The following is an 18,865-nucleotide window of genomic DNA, read 5'->3' as shown; positions in this document are numbered from 1 at the left end:
TACCGGCTCGGCCGCGCCCCGTGGATCCGGGGCGCGGCCGGGCGCTCACGAGGGCGCCTGCTCCATGCGGGGGTCCGGTTCGGGGGCCGGGCGGTCCGTGCCGAGGTAGCGGCTGAGCGGGGGTTCGCGGGCGAGTACGGCTCCGATGGTGAAGGCGAAGGTGACGGCGGCGCAGACGATGATGAGCCAGGAGAGGAGGGTGAGGACGAGGCCCAGGGAACCGTATTCGCCGAGGGCGCGGTTGAGGGCGCCGGGCATGTAGAGGCGGGCCGTGACGCCGAGGACGGTGGTGGCTACGCCGGCCAGGAGCGCGCCGGGGAGCAGCGGCAGCCAGGGGACGCGTTTGACGAGCAGCAGGTGCTGGGTCCAGAGCCACACTCCGGTGCTGACCAGGAAGAAGAGCGGCAGGCCGAGCCAGGGGCCGGCGCCGAAGCCGTCGCGGACGGGGGCCTGGAGGAGGACCACGAGGACGAGGGCGAGCAGCCAGACCGTCCATCGCCAGGCCGCGATGCGGGTGCCGGCCTTGGGCAGGCCCCAGGCCCGTTCGCAGACGCGGGCCATGGCGCGGCTGAAGCTGGTGGCCGACGCCAGGGCGACGAGCGCGCCGACGATGCCGGTGGTCTCGCGGAGTCCGTCGGTCGTGGTGTGGTTCAGGACCTGCTGGAGTTCGTTGTCGGAGGCCCCGGAGAGACCGAACATCGAGCGCAGTGACTCGCGCAGCTGGTCCCGTACGCCGGCCGGGGCGAAGGCCGCGAGTGCGAACAGCAGGGGCACGGCGGCCAGGAACGCCTGCGCGGCGAGCCGGGTGGCGGAGTCCAGGAGGTTCCCGCTGACGAGTCTGTGCGTCAGTTCCGTCAGTACGGGGAAGCGGCTCTCGGCCCCCGCCCGGATGCTCCGCACCCGGCTCGCCCACGACATCCCGCCTCCCGACCCTGCCCCGACCGATCCAGCCCATTGGAAGCGACGTCCCACGGGTCGGCGAGTTCTCTGGGCCGTACGGGGGAACGGTGTGCCGGGGCCGGGCGTCGGTCAGCCGCCGGGTGTCTGTCCCTTTCCGTCCAGGAGGTCCAGGGCCGCGCGGGCGTCGGCGTCGCCGGCTTCGGCGGGGCCGCTGAGCCAGTCGGCGACGGCGGCGAGGTCGGGTCCTTCGGACTCGGGGGCGGCGGGGGCCGGGGGCGGGGCGTCGACGGTGCGCAGCCAGTGTTCGGCTTCGGCGCCTGCGCCGCGGCGCATCAGGGCGGTGGCCAGGTTGAGCTTGGCGGCGGCGTGGCCCTGTTCGGCGGCGCGGCGCCAGTACTGCTCGGCGGCCGGCCATTCGCCGCGCTCGGCGAGGACGGCGCCGCAGCTCACGAGGGCGTCGACGACGCCTTCGTCGGCGGCTTTGCGCCACCAGGTCTCGGCGCCCGCCATGTCGCCGCGCTGGCGGAGGAGGTTCCCGAGGTTGTTCATGCCGCCCGCGTCGCCCGCGTCGATGGCCTTGCGGTAGTACGTCTCCGCCCCGTCGAGGTCGCCGCGCTGGCGGAGCAGTACGCCGAGGTTGACGTACGAGTCGACGTGTCCGGCGGCGACGGCGAGCCGGTAGTACCGCTCGGCCTCGGCGGTCTCGCCTGCTTCGGCGAGGAGTGCGCCCATCGTGTGCTGGGCGGCGGTGTGTCCCGCGTCGGCGGCGAGCCGGACGTGGGGAAGGGCCGCCTCGGGGCCGTCCTGGCCCAGGTGCATGAGGGAGATCCAGTAGAGGACGTCGGGGTCGCCCGAGTCGCGGGCGGCGGTGAAGTAGGTGGCGGCCGAGTTCCAGTTGCCCTGGTCCGCGGTGAGCACGGCCATGGCCAGGTGGACGTGGGGGTGGTTGTCGTCGGTGTGGAGGATCAGCTGGCGGGCCGCCCATTCGACGGCGGTGGGCTGTGGGGCCACCGGGCCGAGGTCGTCGGATCCGGCGGTCGGGGGCGTGGCGGTCCTGGGCGGTTCGGGGGCCCGTGGTCCGGGTGCCGGCGGGGCGGGCACGGGGTCCGGTTCGGTGGTGGCTCCGGCGGCTTCCGGGGACGGCGGCGCGGTGGCCGCGGCGGTTCCCGGGAACGGCATGGTGGGTATCCCGGTGGCTCCGGTGGCCTCGGGGGCCGGTCGCGGGGCTGCCGGGCCGGTCGTGCGCTCCGCCGCCGCGCGCAGGGCGCGGGTTTCCTCCAGTGCCTGCCGGGCCATGGGGTTGCCGGTTTCGGCGAGGGGCCGGAAGTAGCGTTCGGCTTCGGCGTAGTCGCCGCGGTCGAGGCGGATCGTGCCGAGGACGACGGAGGCCATGGGGTCGCCGGCGGCTCGGGCGCGCTGGAGCCATTCCTCGGCTTCGGTCATGGCGCCGCGGTTGCCGAGGCCGATGCCGTAGACGGTCATCGCCTTGATGTTGCCCGCTTCGGCGGCCTGGCGTGCGAGGTCCTCCGTGATCGGCTCGCCGCGCTCGTAGGCGGCGTCGACGCGCGCGTCCCTGGCCGCGTCGGTCCTGCCCCGTGTCGAGCGCCCGTCGCCGAGGCCGTCCTTGCCCCGTCTCCGCCACCACCTGCTCACAGCTGTCCCCCCGTCCGCTCCGGTGGCACCCCCGGGGCCGTCACGCTTCCGGTGGCGCCGCCCAACTCTCGTACGTACGACGTGTGTTCACGGTCCTACGTGAATGTACGCCGCCCACAGCGAAGGTGTGGCCCGATAGTGGTCGCGTGTCTCGCGGACGGCGTCGTGCAGGGCGTACGCGGCCCGGTCGGCGAGCGGTTCGGGGGCGCCGAGGCCTGCGTAGACGCGTTCGGCGATGCGCAGGGAGACGGTGTCGTCGATCTCCCACAGGGAACCGAGGACGTGGCGGAATCCGGCGAGGTGGAGGCCGCCGGCGAGGTGGAGTGCCTCGTCCAGGGCGGTGAAGCCGCTCTTGGCGGTGGCGCAGGCCGACAGGTAGGCGAGCTCGGCGGCGGGGAGGTCGAGGCGGGAGACGGCGGCGACGGTGAGGGGGTGGTCGAGGTGGTCGTGCACGAGCAGCCGGCTGCCGGAGGCCGTGGTGGGTTCGGCGGCGCCGTGACCGCAGAAGTGGAGCCAGGTGTGGTCGCCGAGGGCCGCGATCACGGCGTCGCGGGTGGCGGCGGCGCCGCTGAGCAGCCGGGAGCCGGGGAGCGTTCCGGCGATGGCGGCGGCTTCCCGGGCCGCGCCGGGGAGCGGGCGGGCCGCCGGGGCGTCCGGGACGGCGACGACGAGGGCGGAGGGCGCGGGCGGCCGTTCCGTACGGCGGCGGCTTCGGGTGAGCGCGCGGAGGGTGGGGGCGTAGGAGGAGACGGCGCGGTCGAGCACGGTGCGCCCGGCTGTGTCCGTGTGGTGTCCTGCGGCGTGCAGGGGGAGGAAGGCGAGCGGGCCGGTGGGGATCCACCAGATGCGGGGCGGACGGTCTCCGCAGGGTCCGGTGAGGCCCAGGGCGTCGAGGACGGGGCCGGTCACCCGGTCCCAGAGCCAGGCGAGGTGGCCTTCGAGTTCTTCCTCGGCCGACTGCTCGGCGAGGAAGTCGGTGGCATCGGGGTCGCCGAGCCGGTCGAGGACGCCGAGGAAGGACACCGTACGGTCGACGGCCTCCCCCAGGGTGAGACCGGGGAGGGGTACGGCCCTCACGCCCTCGGCGGTGATCGTCAGCGCGTCGCAGCGGAAGCGGCTGACGTTGACGAGGACGACGGAGCCCTCCGCGTCCGGCGGGAGCGGCCGGGCGGAGCGTCTGGGGCGCAGGAAGTCCTCGAAGCCCTCGCGGGTACGGACGTGGTCCAGGAGTGCGTCCCATGCGGCGGCGAGCTCGTGCCGGCGGTCCGACGACTCCTCCTCCCCCGCGCCGCCCGTGTCGAGCCGTGCGCGCAGCCATTCCAGGCGCGAGGCCGATTCCGGGGATTGGGCGCGGAGTTCGGCAAGTTCGTCGTGGTGCTTCATGCCCTGGCCGAGGAGGATGCCGCGCCCGAGTTCCAGGAGGGCGAGGGCTTCCTCGGCGTCGCCGACGGCGAGGGCGCAGGCGGCGGCGTCACTGGCGAGACCGCGGGTGTCGGCGAGCGCCCGCTCGGCGTCGGCGGGGGTCAGGTGGCGGGGGACGAGGGCGGGCAGTTGGGTGACGGCGTGCCGGTACGGGGCGAGGGCCTCCTCCGGATGGCCCGCCTCCATCGCCCCGTGCGCCCAGGCATGGGCGGCCTGGAGGCGCTGGCGGGGTGTGGCGGCGGTGTGGAAGGCGGCGGCGCGCAGGGCGGCGGCTGAGGCGGTGCGGTCGCGGGGGGCGAGGAGCAGGCCGAGTTCGTGGTGGACGAGGGCGTGGTGGGGGTGTTCGGGCGGCAGCCCGGCGGAGGCCTGTCGCAGGAGGCTTTCGGCACGGTGGGCGTCGGCGTCCTGGCCTGTCGTCCGGTGCCGTTCGGCAAGGGCGGTGGCGAGGGTGAGGAGTGCGGCCTTCCGGACCGCACCGTGGGGCGACCGCCCGTCCGTGCCGGCGCGGGCGGGGTCGGCCGCCGCCTCCAGGGCGGCGATGCGGTCCGCCAAGTCGTCGGGGTGGCCTTCGCGTTCGTGCCGGACGTGCAGCGCGTTGGCCAGTCCCTGCTGGAACAGGCCGTGGTCCGGGTGGTCGGCGGGGGTGAGGGCGACGGCCTCGCGGTGTACGGCGACGGCTTCTTCGAGGTCGGCGGGATCGCCGGTACGTTCATGGCGTCGCCGGAGAGCGAGCCCCAGGTTGTGCAGCCTGCCCGCACGCTCGGTTTCCTCGCCGGCTTCGACGGCCGCGCGGGTCACCCGTACCGCTTCGAGGGCGTCCTCGAACCCTCCGCCGTGGTCGTGACGCTCGCGCAGGGCCGCGCCCAGGGTGGTGAGGATTCTGGCCCGGTCCGGGTGGCCGTCGCCCGCCGACGCCTCGGCTTCGCGGAGCGCGGTGATGGCCTCGCTGAGGTCCCGGGCGTCGCCGACTCGCTCGTACCGCTGCCGCAGGGTCATCCCGCGCAGGGTGAGTGCGGTCGCTCGCAGGGGGCGGAGCTGGGCGGGGATGAGGTCGACGGCCGTCGCGGTGGCGCGAAGGGCCCGCTCCAGGAGCCCAGGGTCCGGGTCGCGTTGGGCGGCGGCCGCCGCCTCGCACGCCTCCAGGTAGGCGGCGATCGCCCGCCGGTTGTCGTCCGTGGCGGTCGGCGTCTCGCGCGTGACGTACCGTTCGAGCGCCGCGGCCACGGCCGCGTCCTGGCGCCCCCGCTCCTCGCCGAGGACCAGGCTGCGGCACAGGTGCAGGTCGGCGATGGTCCGCACGGCCTCGGGGTCGGTCGAAGGGTCAGGGATTCCGGCCATCAACTCCCTGATCCAGAGCAGAGCTTGAGGGTCCATCACCGCGGCACGGTCCATGGAGGACCGGTACATCAGCACACGGGCCCCGAGCGCCCGCACCAACTCGTCCCGCCTCGCAGGTGTCACAGGAGTTACCGTACTCACCGGGGTCGGCATCGATCGAGGGGCGGCGGGATGGCGGGGGACGATTCCATACGGCTGGCGCGGCTCTGCGAGCAGCTGGACGCGATCCGCCGGGTCGCGGATCGGCGGGGAGGGTCGACTGATCTGGAAGCGGCGCTCGCGGCGTTCAGGGAGACCTCCGATGCCCGTCAACTGACTGCCACTGTCGATGAGTTGCTGCGTACCTGGGGTGTGGCCCGGGGCCTCGGGGAGCACCGCTCCCCCGGCGGCGGTGTGCTCCCTCACCTCGGCGGCGGGCATCCCGTGGAGGAGGCGCTGGTGTGCCCGGCGGGCCGGTGCGATCGGGTGGTGCTCGAAGGCGGCGGGAGCTGTGAGCTGTTCGCCGCGGAGCTTCGCCTGGTGAGGCTGTGAGCCATGACCGCGTTCCTCACCACGCTCGGCGGCAAACTCGCCGACACCTGGCTGTCGTTGCTCGTCCTGCCCGGCCTGCTGTATCTCGCCGTGGCGTCGGCGGGGTCGGTCCTCGGCCACCGGCACGCCACTGACCACGCGCTCGTCGTCGAGCGCGTGGACCGCATCGCCGCCGGCCCGACGGCCCACTCCCCCGGCTCGGTGGTGCTGCTCGCGACGCTGGTCCTGGTGGCCTCGGCCGGTGTCAGCCGGCTGGCCGCCGCGCTCGGCGGCGGCGTCGAGCGGCTCTGGTTCGGCGACTGGCCGCTGCACGCGGCGAGCCGCGCACTGACCCGGCGCCGTGCCGAACGGTGGATCGCCGCCGACGCCCGGTACCGGCGGGCCCTGACCGCCAGGGCGCTGCGGGTCGCGGCGGGCGACCCGCCGGCGGACCTGCCGGGGGCACCGCGGACGAGCCCACGGGGCAGCCGCGATCACGGCCCGGACGGGCTCGACGCCTCCGTGGGCCGGGACGCCGACCGCGAGATCGGCGGCGCTGCGAGCGCGTACGACACCGTCGCCCTCAACGCGCGCCGCAATCTCATCGCGCTCACCCACCCCTCCCGTCCCACCTGGATGGGCGACCGGCTGGTCTCGGTCGACGTCCGGGTCCACCAGGCGTACCGGCTCGACCTCACCACGGCCTGGCCCCGGCTGTGGCTGCTGCTGCCGGACACGACACACGCCGAGATACGGGCCGCGCGGGCCGCCCTCACCGCCGCGGCCCGCCGCGCGGGCTGGGGAGCGCTGTACGTCCTGCCGGCGCTGTGGTGGTGGCCCGCCGCCGCCGTCGCGGCCGTCATCTGGGCGTCCGCGTGGAGGCAAGGACGGCTGGCGGTGCACGAGTTCGGCGAGCTCGTGGAATCGGTCGTCGACCTCCACGGCCGCGACCTCGCCACCGCCCTCGGCATTCCGTGCGAGGAGCGGTTCACGGCGGCCGAGGGTCTCGAGATCACGCGGGCGCTGCGCAAGGGAGTGTGACCGGTCCCCGCCCCCGGTCGCACAAGCCGCCTCGCGCCGCCCGCGCGCGCCGGTCGTCCCACCGGCTCACCGGCGGAGGGGGGTCCCTCGTTCGAGGATGATCAACCGTTTCTTCGGTTGCGGGGGGATTCCCGTACGGAAGGGATCATGGAGCCCCGGCTTCACGGGGCAGCCCCTGCCCCCAGCCGTGAAGGTGCCTCCGTGTTCCTCGTCATCACCGTCGCCGTGCTCGCCCTGCTCGCCGGCCTGGCCGCGAACCGCTTTCTGCGGCCACGGCTGCTCACGGACGACGACGACACGGGCATGGCCGTGAAGGACCTGGTCGGGCCGTTGCTGACGCTCACGGTGCTGCTGCTCGCCTTCGTTCTCGTCACCGCCAACGGTTCGTACGGGAAGGCCGAGGTCGCGTCCCGGGGTGAGGCCCGCGCGCTCGACCAGATGGTCGAGACCGCCGAGTACGCACCTCCGGTGCAGCGGGCCAGGATCCAGGCCGACGCGGTGTGCTACGCCCGGGCCGTGGAGGAGCAGGAGTGGCCCGCGATGGCGGACGGGAAGGGCTCGCGGGCTCCGAGCGTCTGGTCCACCGACGTCCGGCGGGTGTTCCGGGAGCTGGAGGGCAAGCCGGTGTTCGGCATGCTGGTCGCGTCGGACAACAAGCGGTCGGACGAGCGGGAGGAACGCCTGACGCAGGCCACGGCGAGCATTCCCAGCGCCATCTTCTGGTTCCTGCTCGCGACGCTGACCATCACGGTCGTGGCCCTGGGCATCTGCCTGCCACGCCGCAACAACCGCGGCCAGATCCTCACCCTCGCGGTGATCACGGCGCTGCTCACGACAACCCTGTGCATCATCCGTGACGTCGACCGCCCCTTCGGCGGCATCATCAACGTGAAGCCCACGGCCATGGCCGAAGCCGAGCGGCAGGCCCACCGGGACTTCCTGTCCCATCAGCCGGCCGCCGCCCTGCCGTGCGACGCCCAGGGCAACCGGCGCGCGGCGTGAGGCCGCCGCTCGCCGCGGGGGCGTTCCGCGCTCAGTCGGGGGGTTCCGGGGGTGCCTGGCCCCGGGTCTCGCCGTCCTCCGGCCGCTCGGCCGCCTGGTGCGAGGCCTCGGCGTCGCCCTTCTCGGCGTCGCCCCTCTCGGTGTCGTAGGCCTCGGTGTCGTCGGCCTCGGTGTCGTCGGTCTCGGGTTCGACGGGCGGCGGGCGGCCCGGGGTGGTGTAGCCCTGGTCGAGCATGTCGTCGAGTTCCTCGGCGCCGATGGAGTCGGTCAGGGCGCGGTCGGCGGCCGACGGGTCCGGCCGGCCGGAGTCATGGGGTCCTGGCTGCGTGCGTGACATGGCGGCCTCCTCGTCGTCGCGTGGCCGCGAGTACCCGCTGCGCGGTCCGTGACACCTGGTGCGGCCACCGGACAGCCCGGGTCCCGTCGGACGGGACCCGGGCTGGTGGTTCAGTGGATGACCTGCCGATTCAGTTTCAGCGCACGGGCTCCTGCATGGTCACGCAGTGGGCACCGCCACCGCCGTTGCCGTAGAGGTTGTCGAGGTTGAGCTGGACGACGGGGCGGCCGTAGGCGGCGGAGATGGCGGCCTTGGCGGCGGCGTCCTTGGCGGTGTCGCCGAACTGCGTCGTGATGATGGCCTGGTTGGTCACCGTCCAGTTCATGTAGGAGCTGAGGAAGTCGGCACGCTTGCCGGCCGAGATGCGCGGCAGGGTGTCGGGGCCCTCGATGGCGATGACCTGGAGGCGGCGGCCCTTGGCGTCCGTGGCGTTGACGAGGACGTTGTACATGGCCTGCGCGTTCTGGGTCCACACGTCGGGCCGCACGGCGCCGGCCAGCTGCACCATCACCACACCGGGCTTGATGTAGCGGGCGGTGCCGTCGATGTGGCCGTCGGTGACGTCCTGGCCCTTGACGCCGGGGAGCCAGATCATCTTCTGGGCGCCGAACCGGGCCAGCAGCTCCGCCTCGATCTGGGCGCGGGTCTTGCCGGGGTTGCGGTTGCTGTTCACCCAACAGCTCTCGGTCGCCATCAGGGTGCCGTCGCCGTCGTACTCGACGCCACCGCCCTCGCCGACCACGGAGGACTTGGCGAAGGAGACGCCCGCGTAGGCGGCGACCCGGCCTGCCACCAGGCGGTCCTTGTCGTAGGCGGAGGCGGGGAGGCCGTAGAAGGTCGTGGCGTTCTCGCCCCAGGCGTTGAAGTTCAGGCCTATGGAGTCGAGGCCGCCGGCGTCGTCGACGCGGAACAGCGGGCCGGTGTCGCGCATCCAGCAGTCGGAGACCGGGATGGAGCTGATCACGGTGACGGTGGACCCGCACGCGGTCCGCGCCTGCGAGGCGGCCGTGGAGCCGTCCGCGCACATGATCACCGGCTCGTACTTGGCGATCTCCTTGGCGAGCTTGGCGATGTCGGCCTGGATCTTGGACAGCAGGTTGCCCCAGATCGTGTAGCTGGACGGCCAGGCCATCCAGGTCCGCTTGTGCAGGGCGTCCTCGCCCGGCACGCGCCAGCCGGCGGCCATGGCCGGCTGGATGCCGCCGAGGACCGGTCCGACGGCCAGGGCGGCGGCGGCCGCTCCGGTCCGGGCCAGGAGGGTTCTGCGGCTGATGCCGGGGCGCTCGCCGTTGTGCTCTGTGTTCACGTGGTGCTCCTTCTCGCAAAGGTTCTGTACGTGCGGGCCGGGGTGGTTCAGTGCAGGTGGTCCAGCAGCCCCTCCTCCCGGACCATCCGGCGCTCGGTGGTCAGGTCGAGGCTTCGGGCGAAGGCCCAGTAGAGGGCGCCCGCCACCGGCAGGCCGACGAAGACGGAGCAGTCGACGCCGCCGAGGAGCTTCGCGACGGGCCCGACGTAGAGGCCGGTGATGACCATGAACGGGGCCATGCAGGCCAGCCCGATCAGGTAGGCGAGGTTGCCCCGCCAGCCCCAGCGTCCGTAGATCCCGCGCGGGTTGAAGATCTCCTTCACGACGTACAGGCCGCGTCGCACGAAGAAGAAGTCGACCAGGTTGATGGCCGTCCACGGGATGAACAGGTACGTGAGGACCACGACCACGTTCGCGAAGAACCAGTTGAACTGGTCGATGCCGACCAGGGTGGAGACCGTTCCGACGGCGGCCAGCATGATGCCGATGGTGGCGATGCGGATCGTCTTGGTCGGCTTGACCGGGCGGAACGAGTCGACGATGGAGATCATGGTGAGGCTGCCGCCGTACTGGTTGATCGCCATGATGGAGAGCAGGCCGATCAGGAGGACGATCACCGCGATGGTGCCGAAGCCGTCGAAGAGCCGGTCGGCCGAAAGCTTGAGGGCGGTCACGGGGTCGGTGCCCTCGGGGGCGGCGGCCGAGACGACGGCGCCGAGCACGAAGACCCAGATGCCGGAGACCGCGCTCGGCAGGTACGTCCACCAGAAGGTGCTGCGGACGGGGACGTCGGGTCTCAGGTAGCGCGAGTAGTCGGAGACGTACGGCGCCCAGCCGAGCTGGAAGCCGGCGACGAAGACGAACACCAGCATGAAGGGGGCGAGCTCGAAGGGGCCCGGCGTCCAGACGCCGTCCGGGAGGCCGCCGCCGAAGAGGGCGGCTCCGGTGATCGCCGCGGTGACGACGACGAAGGGCCAAGTGAGCCACTTGTTGAGCTTGTGGATCCAGTCGTACCCGAAGAGGGCGATGACGGTGGCGACGGCGGCGGCGAGGAGGTAGCCGACGCTGTTGGGTATCCCGGTGAGCAGGTTCATGGCCTGGCCGGAGAGCAGCGCGTCGGAGGTGTTGAAGGCGATGTAGTTCACCAGGGCGAAGACCCACACGGTGAGGGCGGCGCCGAGGTAGCCGAACTGGGGCCGGGACTGGACCAGTTGGGGCAGACCGAGCTGGGGGCCCTGGGCCGAGTGGAACGCCATGAAGAACGTGCCGAAGAGGGAGCCCAGGACGGTGGCGATGACCGTCCAGACGAGCGAGGCGCCCATGGAGAGGGTCACGACGCCGGTGGCGAGGCCCGTGAGGTTGAGGCTGCCGACGAACCAGATGGCCCCGACGCTCGACGGTTTCCCGTGTCGTTCCGAGAGGGGCACCCAGTCGATCGAGTGCTGTTCGATGCCCGCGTGCGAAGCGGCTTCATGCGTCTGGGCGTCAACTGGCCCCATGTGGGCTCCTGTTCAGGGATGTGTCCATGAATCGGCACAGCGCCCGCGTGGCCGCGGGCGCTGTGCGGTGCGCTCACATTAGGGACTGACTCAAATTTCAGTCAATGGCCGAGACCAAACTGACTGACGGAAATTTCAGTCATGCTCCGTCGGGGGAAATCAGGCGACGGGCTGCTGCTGCGTGACGCAGTGGATGCCACCGCCACCGGTGCCCAGCCGGTCGATGTTGAGCTGCTCGATGCGCCGGTCCGGGTACAGCCGCGCGAGGGTAGCCCGCGCCGCCTCGTCCGCCCGGCGGTCGCCGAACTGCGCCGAGATCACGGCGTCGTTGCAGAGGTAGAAGTTGGCGTAGGAGGCCAGGAAGTCCCGGTTGGTGGAACGGATCTTGTTGTAGTCCGGGCCCTGGAGACGCATCACGTCCATCGCGCGGCCGGCCGAAGTCGTCGACACGGAGAGGACGTTGTACTGCTTGCGGGCGTCCTTGGCGTAGGCGTCGTTGTCGCCCGCGACGGGCATCTGGACGAGGGCCTCGCCCGGCGAGAGGAAGCGCGAGGTCGCGTCGACGTGGTCGTCGGTGATGTCCTGGCCCTTGACGCCGTCGAACCAGATGACCTTGGACGCGCCGTAGGCCTCGCACATCGCCGCTTCGAGCTGGCGCTCCGACATCCCGGGGTTGCGGTTGCGGTTGACGAGGCTGCTGCGGGTGGCCATCAGCGTGCCGGCGCCGTCCTGTTCGATGGCACCGCCCTCGCCGACCAGGTCGGCATAGGCGAAGGGCACGCCCACGTGGGCGGCGATCCGCTCGGCGACGAGCGCGTCCTTGGCGTGGGCCTGGTTGTTGCCCCAGCCGTTGAAGTTGAGGCCGACGGTGTCGAGGCCGCCGTAGCCGTCGGTGCGGAAGACCGGACCCGTGTCGCGCATCCAGCAGTCGTCGACCGGGATCGTGCTGATCACGGTGACCGTGGGGCCGCACAGCGTACGGGCCTTGGCGGCGCTGCCGGAGTTGGCGCACAGCACGACCGGCTCGTACTTCGCGATCGTCCGGGCGATCAGCGCGATGTCGGCCTGCACACCGCTCAGCTTGTTGCCCCAGATCGAGGTGCTGTCCGGGAACGCCATCCACGTCCGGGTGTGGCGGACGTCCTCGACCGGCACCCGGAAGGACCGCGCGGACGGGGCGGCACCGGCGCGGCTCTGCACGGTCGCCGCGACGGCGGCGCCGGCGGCGGTGAGGCCGGCGGCCGCGAGGAACCGGCGCCTGTTGAGGCCGGGACCCGCGTGGCGGGCGACGGCGTGATGCTTCATGGTTGACCTCCTGTGTCAACGGGCGTGCGCGGTGGGGGTGTCGGCGACGGGGGTGGGGTGGGGCGGGCGCAGTGGCTGCCGTCCGGTGCCCCCGCCGCCGAGTTCGGTGCGCTGACGGTGCGGAACGGTGTGGTCAGAGGGCCCGGCGGGCGGCGGCGATCGCCTCGGGGTCCCAGCCGGGCCGCGGCACGGACTCCAGGAGGAGCCGGGTGTAGGGGTGTTGGGGCTCGGCGAGGACCTCGGCGGTGGGGCCCGCCTCGACGACGCGGCCCTTGCGCATGACGATGACGTCGTCGGTGACGCAGCGGACGACGCCGAGGTCGTGGGTGATGAAGAGGTAGCCGATGCGGGTCTCCTCGCGGATGTCGGCGAGGAGGTTGAGGATCTGCGCCTGCACGGAGACGTCGAGGGCGGCGACCGCTTCGTCGAGGACGAGCACGGCGGGTTCCACGGCGAGGGCGCGGGCGATGGCGACGCGCTGGCGCTGGCCGCCGGAGAGCTGCCGGGGCCGGGCGTCGGCGGCGCGGGTGCCGAGGCCGACCTGGTCGAGGAGTTCGCGGATGCGGCGGTCGTGGTCGGTGTCGGGGAAGTGCAGGCGCAGGGTCTCGCGCAGGACCTGTTCGACGCTGGTCCTGGGGTCGAGGGAGAGGAGCGGGTCCTGGAAGACCATCTGGACCTCGCGCGCGCGTGCCAGTCGCCGGGCGCGCCCCCGGCCGCGGGTGTCGCGGGCCTTGCCCCGTACCAGGACGTCTCCGGTGTCGGCCGTCTCCAGGCCGACGATGATCCGGGCGGTGGTGGTCTTGCCGGAGCCGGATTCGCCGACGATGCCCAGGGAGCCGCCCTCGGGGAGGGCGAAGGACACGTCGTCGACGGCTTGGACGGTGCCGTAGGCGCGGTGGAGGCCGACGGCCTCGAGGACGTTCTCAGGCATCGACGGGGCTCCCTTCGAGGCGGTCGCTGTGGTGACAGGCGGCCTGGTGGTGCGGCCGGCCGGGGGCGGGGCGCGGCTCGGGGGCCTGCTGGTCGCAGATCTCGGTGGCCAGGTGGCAGCGGGCGGCGAACGGACAGCCGACGAGTTCCTGCCGGAGGTCCGGGGGCTGGCCGTCGATGGCGGCGAGCCTGCCCTGCGGGGCTTCGAGGCGGGGTGTGGAGGCGAGCAGGGCCGCGGTGTACGGGTGGCGGGGGCGCGCGAAGAGGGCTTCGGCGGGGCCGCTCTCCGCGATCCGGCCGGCGTACATGACGTAGACGCGGTCGCTGATGGCGGCGGCGAGGTCGAGGTCGTGGGTGACGAAGAGGAGGCCGGTGCCGAAGGCGGCGCGGAGTTCGGCGAGGAGGGCGATGACCTCGGCCTGGGTGGTGACGTCGAGGGCGGTGGTGGGTTCGTCGGCGAGGACGAGGGCGGGGTCGCCCATGAGGGCGGCGGCGATCATGACGCGTTGCAGCATGCCGCCGGAGACCTGGCCGGGGTACTTGCGCAGGGCGGTCTCGTCGAGGCCGACGGCCTTGAGGAGTTCGACGGCGCGGGCGGTGGCGTCCGCCTTGTTCATGGTGCCGGTGAGGGTGACGCTCTCGATGAGGAAGTCGCCGATGCGGCGGAGCGGGTTGAGGGCGGCCCGGGGGTCCTGGAAGATCATGGACACCTTGCCGGTGCGCAGGGCGCGCAGCTGGTCGGCGTTCATGGTGAGGACGTCCTCGCCGCCGACCCGGACGGCGCCTTCGACGACGGCGCCGGGCGGCAGCAGGTTGAGGGCGCTGCGTGAGGTGAGGGTCTTGCCGGAGCCGGACTCGCCGACGAGGGCGACGGTCTCGCCGGCGCCGACGTGCAGGTCGACGCCGTCGAGGACGGGGCGGGCGGTGCCGGGCAGGGTGATCCGCAGGCCCTGGACGTCGAGCGTGTGCGGGGTGGTCTTGGAGGTCATCGGTCTCTCCTGGCGACGCGGTCGGCCCAGCGCTCTCCGACCACGTTGAAGGCGACGACGGTGAGCACGATGAAGACGCAGGGCAGGATCGCGGACAGCGGGTAGCCGTGCTGGATCGCGGTCTGGCCGTCGAAGACCATGCGGCCCCAGTCGGGGGTGAGCGCGGGGACGCCGAGGCCGAGGAAGGACAGGCCGGCGAGGTCCATCAGTGCGTAGCCGAAGTTGATGGTGGACTGGGCGAGGACGATGGGGGCGATGTTGGGCAGGACGTGGCGCAGGCAGATCTGGAGGGCCGAGTGTCCCTGGACCTGGTAGGCGCTGACGTAGGGGCGTTTGCGTTCGGCCAGCACGAGGGAGCGGGTGAGCCGGCTGACGTACGGCAGGTAGGCGATGGAGAGGGCGATGACGGGGGCGAGCAGTCCTTCGCCGTAGATCGAGATGATCAGGATCGCGAGGAGCATGCCGGGGAAGGCGAAGACGAGTTCGGTGCTGCGCGACAGGACGGAGTCGAGCCAGCCGCCCCGCCAGCCGGCCGCCATGCCGACGGCGACTCCGGCGACGGTGGAGAAGACCACGACGCCGAGGGGTCCGAGGAGGGAGGTGCGGGCGCCGAGGAGCAGCCGGGAGAGGGTGTCGCGGCCGGCGGCGTCGACGCCGAGGAGGTGCTCCGCGGAGGGTGCGGCGAGCGCGTTGCCGAGGTCGATCGCGTTGGGGTCGTACGGCACGAGCCAGGGCGCGAGGAGCGCGGCGGCGGTGACGAGGCCGACGAAGCCGAGGCAGACCAGGTACAGCGGGGACCGGGCGGTGCGGATCTTCGCGAGTCCGGGCCGGCGGGTCAGGACGGCGGTCATACGGAGGAACTCCTCGCTCCGAGGGTGATCCGCGGGTCGACCACCGGCAGCAGCAGGTCGACGATCAGGTTCACGGTCATGAAGAGGGCGACGATGATCAAGGAGATGGCCTGGACGGTCGGGAAGTCCTTGGTCGTGGTGGACAGCTCGAGGAGCTGGCCGACGCCGCCGATGCTGAACGCGGTCTCCACGAGGATCGTGCAGACCAGGAGGGTGGAGACGATCAGACCGCCGGTGGTGAGGACGGTGCCGAGCGAGTTGCGGAACACGTGGCGGCGGATGACCTGGCGCTCGGGGACGCCGCGGCTGCGGGCGACGGTGACGTGTTCGCTGTCGAGGGCATCGGCCATGGCGGAGCGGGTGACCCGGGCGAGCATGCCGATGAGGTAGAGCGCGAGGGCGATCGCGGGCAGGGTGAGGTGCCAGATCTTGTCGAGGAAGCCGTCGCCGGAGCCGCTGCTGGGGAACCAGCCGAGGTTGACGGCGAAGAGTCCCTGGAGCAGGACGGCGGCGACGAAGGACGGGGTGCCGACGGCGAAGGTGGTGCCGACGAGGATGGCGGAGTCGGTGCGGCCGCCGCGTACGGCGGAGATCCAGCCCAGGACGAGACCGGCCACCACGACCACGAGGAGCGCCATCACGACGAGCAGCAGGGTGGTGGGGAGGCGGTCGGCGAGGAGCCGGGAGACGTCGGTGCGGTAGGTGATGGACCGGCCGAAGTCGCCGTGCAGGATGTCGTTCAGCCAGCTGAGGTAGCGGACGAAGAACGGGTCGTCCAGGTGGTACTGGGCGTTGATCGCGGCCAGCGCCTCGGGGGACGCGGAGCGTCCGGAGAGCAGGAAGCTGGCCGGGTTGCCCGGCGCCAGGTACATGGCGCCGAACACCACGAACGACGCACCGAGCAGGGTGGCGGCCATCTCCGCCACCCGGCGTACGGCGAATCTCAGGAAGTTCACTGCGTGGCCCCCGCCTCGGCGGCGCCGACGTCGGCAGCCCACGGGTAGTACATGTAGGAGATGGTGGTGGGGGCGCCGGTGATCCGCTTGTTCATGAAGACGGCGGTGGGCCACTCGGCGACCGGGATCCACAGCAGCTGGTCCGCGGCGCGCTTCTGCAGTTCGGCCTCGACCCTCAGCCGCTCGTCGTGCGGGTAGACGCCGGTGGCCCTGTCGACGAGGGCGTCGTAGCCCTTGTCGCTGTAGCCGGCGAAGTTCATGTAGGCGCCGGTCTTGAAGTTCTGCAGCAGGTCCAGCGGGTCGGTGATCGAGTCGTAGTAGGTGAGCGGGAACATGTCGATGCCCTCGCGGGCCTCGGGGTCGGTGAAGAGCGCCGTGAAGGCGTTGGGCGCGATGGTCTTGAGGTTGATCTTCAGACCGATCTGGCTGCCGGCTGCCTGGACGGCGGTGGCGAGCAGGGAGACGTCCTGGCCGATGGAGCTGGTGGCGACCGTCAGGGTCTTGCCGGTGGCGCCCGCCTCGGTGATGAGGGCCTTGGCCTTGGCGAGGTCCTGGCCGGTGGGCGGCAGCGTGTCGAAGGCGGCCTTGAGGGTCGGCTCGGACGCTCCGGCCCAGGCGGCCCGGGTGGTGAGCGAGGAGGTGACGGTGCCCGCGCCGCCGAGGCCGGCCTTGACGAAGCCGGAGCGGTCGAGGGCGAGGGAGAGCGCCTTGCGGACGCGGACGTCGCCGAGCGGGCCCTTCATGTTGGTGATGTTGACGTTGACCGTGCTGAGGCCCTCGCCGAAGTACAGGGTGCCGAGGCCGCTGTCGCGCAGCCGGCCGTAGCTCTCGGTGGGGATCAGGTAGCCGCCGTCGATCTCGCCGCTGAGCATGGCGTTGGTGCGGGCCGAGGGGTCGGTGAGGACGCGGAAGACGGCCTTCTTCGCCTTGGCCTTGGTGCCCCAGTAGCCGTCGAAGCGCTCGAGCTCGATCGACTGGCCCTTGCTCCACGTGCCGAGCTTGAAGGGGCCGGTACAGGCGAGGCCGCCGCTGGTGCCGTAGTCCTTGCCGGCCGCCTCGACGCCCGCCTTGGAGGCGACGACGCCCGCCGCGGTGGCCATGTACTGCGGGAACTGGGAGTCGGGCTTCTTGAGCTTGACGGTGACCTGGAGGGGGCCGGTCTTGCGGACGGAGGCGACGTTCTGGAAGTTCTGGGCCCACGCGGCGGCGTTGTCCGGGTCGGTCTGGCGGCCGAAGCTGTAGACGACGTCGTCGGCGGACATCGTCTTGCCGTCGTGGAAGCGGACGCCGGCGCGGAGGTCGTAGACCCAGGTGGTGGGGTCCGGGTTGGAAGCCTTCTGGGCCAGGCCGGGCGCGAGCTTGAGGTCCGGCGTCCAGCGCATGAGGCTCTCGCACACGTTGGACAGGATCGTGTTCTGCGGGTAGTCGAACGCGAGCGTGTAGTCGAGCGTGGGCGGCTCGGCGTAGACGGCCCAGGTGAAGGACTCGATGTCGCCGCGGGCCGGGGGCGTGGAGGCGGAGAGCTTGGCCTCGGCGCCGGTGATCCCGGAGTCCTTCGGCGGCCCCGAGCAGGCCGCGAGGGCCAGGAGGGAGGTCAGGGCGGCCGTCGTCACGGCGATCCGTCCGCGCCTGCCGAAGAGGCGTCTGCTGCCGGGGGGCGTGGTTGGGGTCATCGTCGCGCTCTCTTTCCGTGATGTCCGTGCGGGGTGGCGGGGGCCGGAGGGCCGCTGGTGCGGCCCTCCGGGAGCGTTCCGTTCGCGGTTCAGGCGGTGGCGGGGACCGCGGGGATCTGCTGCGTGATGCAGTGGACCCCGCCGCCGCCGTACGCGATGCCGGGCGCCCGCACCCCGACGACCTTCCGGCCGGGGTAGGCCTCGGCGATGACCGCGAGGGCCTCGTCGTCCTTGGGCAGGCCGGCCACCGGGACCACGACTCCGCCGTTGGCCACGTAGTAGTTCAGGTAGGACACCTCGACCTCTCCGCCGGCTATGTCGACGAACACGGTCTGCGGGACGTCGACGATCTCGAACGGACGGCCCTTGGCGTCGGTCGTGGCCTCCAGGACGGCGCGGTTCGCGCGCATCCGGGCGTAGTCGGGGTGCGCGGGGTCGTCCGGCAGGGAGACGACGACCTTGCCCGGAGCGGCGAAGGCGGCGACGCCGTCGACGTGCCCGTCGGTCTCCGTGTCCAGGAGGCCTCCGTACGGAAGCCACACAACCTTGTCGACGCCGAGCCGGGATTTCAGTTCCGTCTCGATCTCGTCCCGGTTCATCCCGGGGTTCCTGTTGGGGTGCAGGAGGCACTGCTCGGTCGTGATCAGGGTGCCTTCGCCGTCGACCGTGATGGCGCCGCCTTCCAGGATCATGTCGGAGCCGATGCGGTCGACGCCGAGGTGCTCCAGGATCAGGGCGCTGATCCGGTCGTCGGAGTCGTACGGGCTGTGCTTGCGGCCCCAGGCGTTGAAGCGGAAGTCCACGCCGGCGCGGTTGCCGTCGGCGTCGAGCACGAAGATCGGGGCGGAGTCGCGGAACCAGGAGTCGTCCTGCGGGATCTCCACGACGGTGATCCCGTCACCGCACTTGGCCTGGGCCTCGTCGCCGTGGCCGGGCGGGGCGACCATGGTCACGGGCTCGAACGCGTTGATCGCCCGGGCGACATTCGCGTACTCCTCCTTGACGTCCTCCAGGACGCTGCCCCACAGGTCCTCGCGTACGGGCCAGGCCATCAGACAGCCCTCGTGGGCGGACCACTCGGCAGGCATACGGAATGCAGTCATCTCGGGTCTCTCTTCGTTTTCGCCAGAAGTACCCGTCGGCGGTGGCCGGC

The 18,865-nt window shown here is 72.3% G+C and carries 16 protein-coding genes; 3 read left to right on the top strand and 13 right to left on the bottom strand.

Features of this window, described 5'->3' with window-relative positions:
* Positions 1-45: 45 nt before the first annotated feature.
* From ACZ7G1_RS14730 to ACZ7G1_RS14720, 3 genes are all read right to left on the bottom strand, one after another.
* Positions 46-918 (bottom strand): YhjD/YihY/BrkB family envelope integrity protein, encoded by an 873-nt coding sequence (locus ACZ7G1_RS14730; protein WP_470879760.1) that lies wholly within the window; start codon positions 916-918, stop codon positions 46-48.
* A 111-nt stretch (positions 919-1,029) separates the two neighbouring features.
* Entirely contained in the window at positions 1,030-2,553 is a 1,524-nt protein-coding gene (locus tag ACZ7G1_RS14725) for a tetratricopeptide repeat protein (RefSeq protein ID WP_470879758.1), read from the bottom strand.
* Between the two features lie 87 nt (positions 2,554-2,640).
* Entirely contained in the window at positions 2,641-5,436 is a 2,796-nt protein-coding gene (locus ACZ7G1_RS14720) for a CHAT domain-containing protein (RefSeq protein ID WP_470879756.1), read from the bottom strand.
* 48 nt (positions 5,437-5,484) lie between these two features.
* Between ACZ7G1_RS14720 and ACZ7G1_RS14715 the strand changes: the two genes are divergently transcribed.
* The 3 genes from ACZ7G1_RS14715 to ACZ7G1_RS14705 all read left to right on the top strand — a co-directional run bounded on the left by ACZ7G1_RS14715 (position 5,485) and on the right by ACZ7G1_RS14705 (position 7,866).
* Positions 5,485-5,844, top strand: a complete 360-nt coding sequence (locus ACZ7G1_RS14715) for a hypothetical protein (RefSeq protein WP_470879754.1) — start codon at positions 5,485-5,487, stop codon at positions 5,842-5,844.
* Between the two features lie 3 nt (positions 5,845-5,847).
* A complete protein-coding gene (locus tag ACZ7G1_RS14710; RefSeq protein ID WP_470879752.1) occupies positions 5,848-6,864 on the top strand; it encodes a hypothetical protein in 1,017 nt (338 codons plus the stop codon).
* 201 nt (positions 6,865-7,065) lie between these two features.
* Positions 7,066-7,866, top strand: a complete 801-nt coding sequence (locus ACZ7G1_RS14705) for a bestrophin-like domain (RefSeq protein ID WP_470879751.1) — start codon at positions 7,066-7,068, stop codon at positions 7,864-7,866.
* A gap of 31 nt (positions 7,867-7,897) precedes the next feature.
* Here the strand turns inward: ACZ7G1_RS14705 and ACZ7G1_RS14700 are convergent, their stop codons facing one another.
* The 10 genes from ACZ7G1_RS14700 to ACZ7G1_RS14655 all read right to left on the bottom strand — a co-directional run bounded on the left by ACZ7G1_RS14700 (position 7,898) and on the right by ACZ7G1_RS14655 (position 18,815).
* A complete protein-coding gene (locus ACZ7G1_RS14700) occupies positions 7,898-8,203 on the bottom strand; it encodes a hypothetical protein (RefSeq protein ID WP_470879749.1) in 306 nt (101 codons plus the stop codon).
* A gap of 136 nt (positions 8,204-8,339) precedes the next feature.
* Positions 8,340-9,509: an agmatine deiminase family protein gene (locus ACZ7G1_RS14695; protein ID WP_470879747.1), complete on the bottom strand. Its 1,170-nt coding sequence runs from the start codon at positions 9,507-9,509 to the stop codon at positions 8,340-8,342.
* Positions 9,510-9,556: 47 nt separating this feature from the next.
* On the bottom strand, positions 9,557-11,008 hold the full coding sequence (locus ACZ7G1_RS14690) for a purine-cytosine permease family protein (protein ID WP_470879745.1): 1,452 nt from the start codon (positions 11,006-11,008) through the stop codon (positions 9,557-9,559).
* Positions 11,009-11,167: 159 nt separating this feature from the next.
* On the bottom strand, positions 11,168-12,313 hold the full coding sequence (locus ACZ7G1_RS14685) for an agmatine deiminase family protein (protein ID WP_470879744.1): 1,146 nt from the start codon (positions 12,311-12,313) through the stop codon (positions 11,168-11,170).
* 133 nt (positions 12,314-12,446) lie between these two features.
* Positions 12,447-13,244, bottom strand: a complete 798-nt coding sequence (locus tag ACZ7G1_RS14680; protein WP_470879743.1) for an ABC transporter ATP-binding protein — start codon at positions 13,242-13,244, stop codon at positions 12,447-12,449.
* Positions 13,237-14,232 carry an ABC transporter ATP-binding protein gene (locus tag ACZ7G1_RS14675; RefSeq protein ID WP_470879741.1) on the bottom strand — a complete coding sequence of 332 codons (996 nt, stop codon included), beginning with the start codon at positions 14,230-14,232 and terminating at the stop codon, positions 13,237-13,239. The genes ACZ7G1_RS14680 and ACZ7G1_RS14675 overlap by 8 nt, the downstream gene beginning before the upstream one ends.
* The gene (locus ACZ7G1_RS14670) at positions 14,229-15,083 is read right to left on the bottom strand and encodes an ABC transporter permease (protein WP_470879739.1); all 855 of its coding nucleotides are present in this window, start codon (positions 15,081-15,083) and stop codon (positions 14,229-14,231) included. Before ACZ7G1_RS14670 ends, ACZ7G1_RS14675 begins: the two co-directional genes overlap by 4 nt.
* Positions 15,080-16,039, bottom strand: coding sequence for an ABC transporter permease (locus tag ACZ7G1_RS14665; RefSeq protein WP_470879737.1), 960 nt, complete (start codon positions 16,037-16,039; stop codon positions 15,080-15,082). The genes ACZ7G1_RS14670 and ACZ7G1_RS14665 overlap by 4 nt, the downstream gene beginning before the upstream one ends.
* The gene (locus ACZ7G1_RS14660; RefSeq protein WP_470879735.1) at positions 16,036-17,712 is read right to left on the bottom strand and encodes an ABC transporter substrate-binding protein; all 1,677 of its coding nucleotides are present in this window, start codon (positions 17,710-17,712) and stop codon (positions 16,036-16,038) included. The genes ACZ7G1_RS14665 and ACZ7G1_RS14660 overlap by 4 nt, the downstream gene beginning before the upstream one ends.
* Before the next feature lie 89 nt (positions 17,713-17,801).
* On the bottom strand, positions 17,802-18,815 hold the full coding sequence (locus ACZ7G1_RS14655; protein ID WP_470879733.1) for an agmatine deiminase family protein: 1,014 nt from the start codon (positions 18,813-18,815) through the stop codon (positions 17,802-17,804).
* Between the last annotated feature and the right edge of the window lie 50 nt (positions 18,816-18,865).

This window comes from Streptomyces sp. NPDC037273 (assembly GCF_055603625.1).
This window is presented reverse-complemented; position numbering and strand designations above follow the sequence as displayed.

Bases quoted from the DNA above. Each gene is read 5' to 3' on its own strand.
- ACZ7G1_RS14670 (WP_470879739.1), bottom strand. From the start codon at position 15,083: ATGACCGCCGTCCTGACCCGCCGGCCCGGACTCGCGAAGATCCGCACC.
- ACZ7G1_RS14655 (WP_470879733.1), bottom strand. From the start codon at position 18,815: ATGACTGCATTCCGTATGCCTGCCGAGTGGTCCGCCCACGAGGGCTGT.
- ACZ7G1_RS14690 (WP_470879745.1), bottom strand. From the start codon at position 11,008: ATGGGGCCAGTTGACGCCCAGACGCATGAAGCCGCTTCGCACGCGGGC.
- ACZ7G1_RS14710 (WP_470879752.1), top strand. From the start codon at position 5,848: ATGACCGCGTTCCTCACCACGCTCGGCGGCAAACTCGCCGACACCTGG.
- ACZ7G1_RS14680 (WP_470879743.1), bottom strand. From the start codon at position 13,244: ATGCCTGAGAACGTCCTCGAGGCCGTCGGCCTCCACCGCGCCTACGGC.
- ACZ7G1_RS14675 (WP_470879741.1), bottom strand. From the start codon at position 14,232: ATGACCTCCAAGACCACCCCGCACACGCTCGACGTCCAGGGCCTGCGG.
- ACZ7G1_RS14660 (WP_470879735.1), bottom strand. From the start codon at position 17,712: ATGACCCCAACCACGCCCCCCGGCAGCAGACGCCTCTTCGGCAGGCGC.
- ACZ7G1_RS14685 (WP_470879744.1), bottom strand. From the start codon at position 12,313: ATGAAGCATCACGCCGTCGCCCGCCACGCGGGTCCCGGCCTCAACAGG.
- ACZ7G1_RS14700 (WP_470879749.1), bottom strand. From the start codon at position 8,203: ATGTCACGCACGCAGCCAGGACCCCATGACTCCGGCCGGCCGGACCCG.
- ACZ7G1_RS14715 (WP_470879754.1), top strand. From the start codon at position 5,485: ATGGCGGGGGACGATTCCATACGGCTGGCGCGGCTCTGCGAGCAGCTG.
- ACZ7G1_RS14730 (WP_470879760.1), bottom strand. From the start codon at position 918: ATGTCGTGGGCGAGCCGGGTGCGGAGCATCCGGGCGGGGGCCGAGAGC.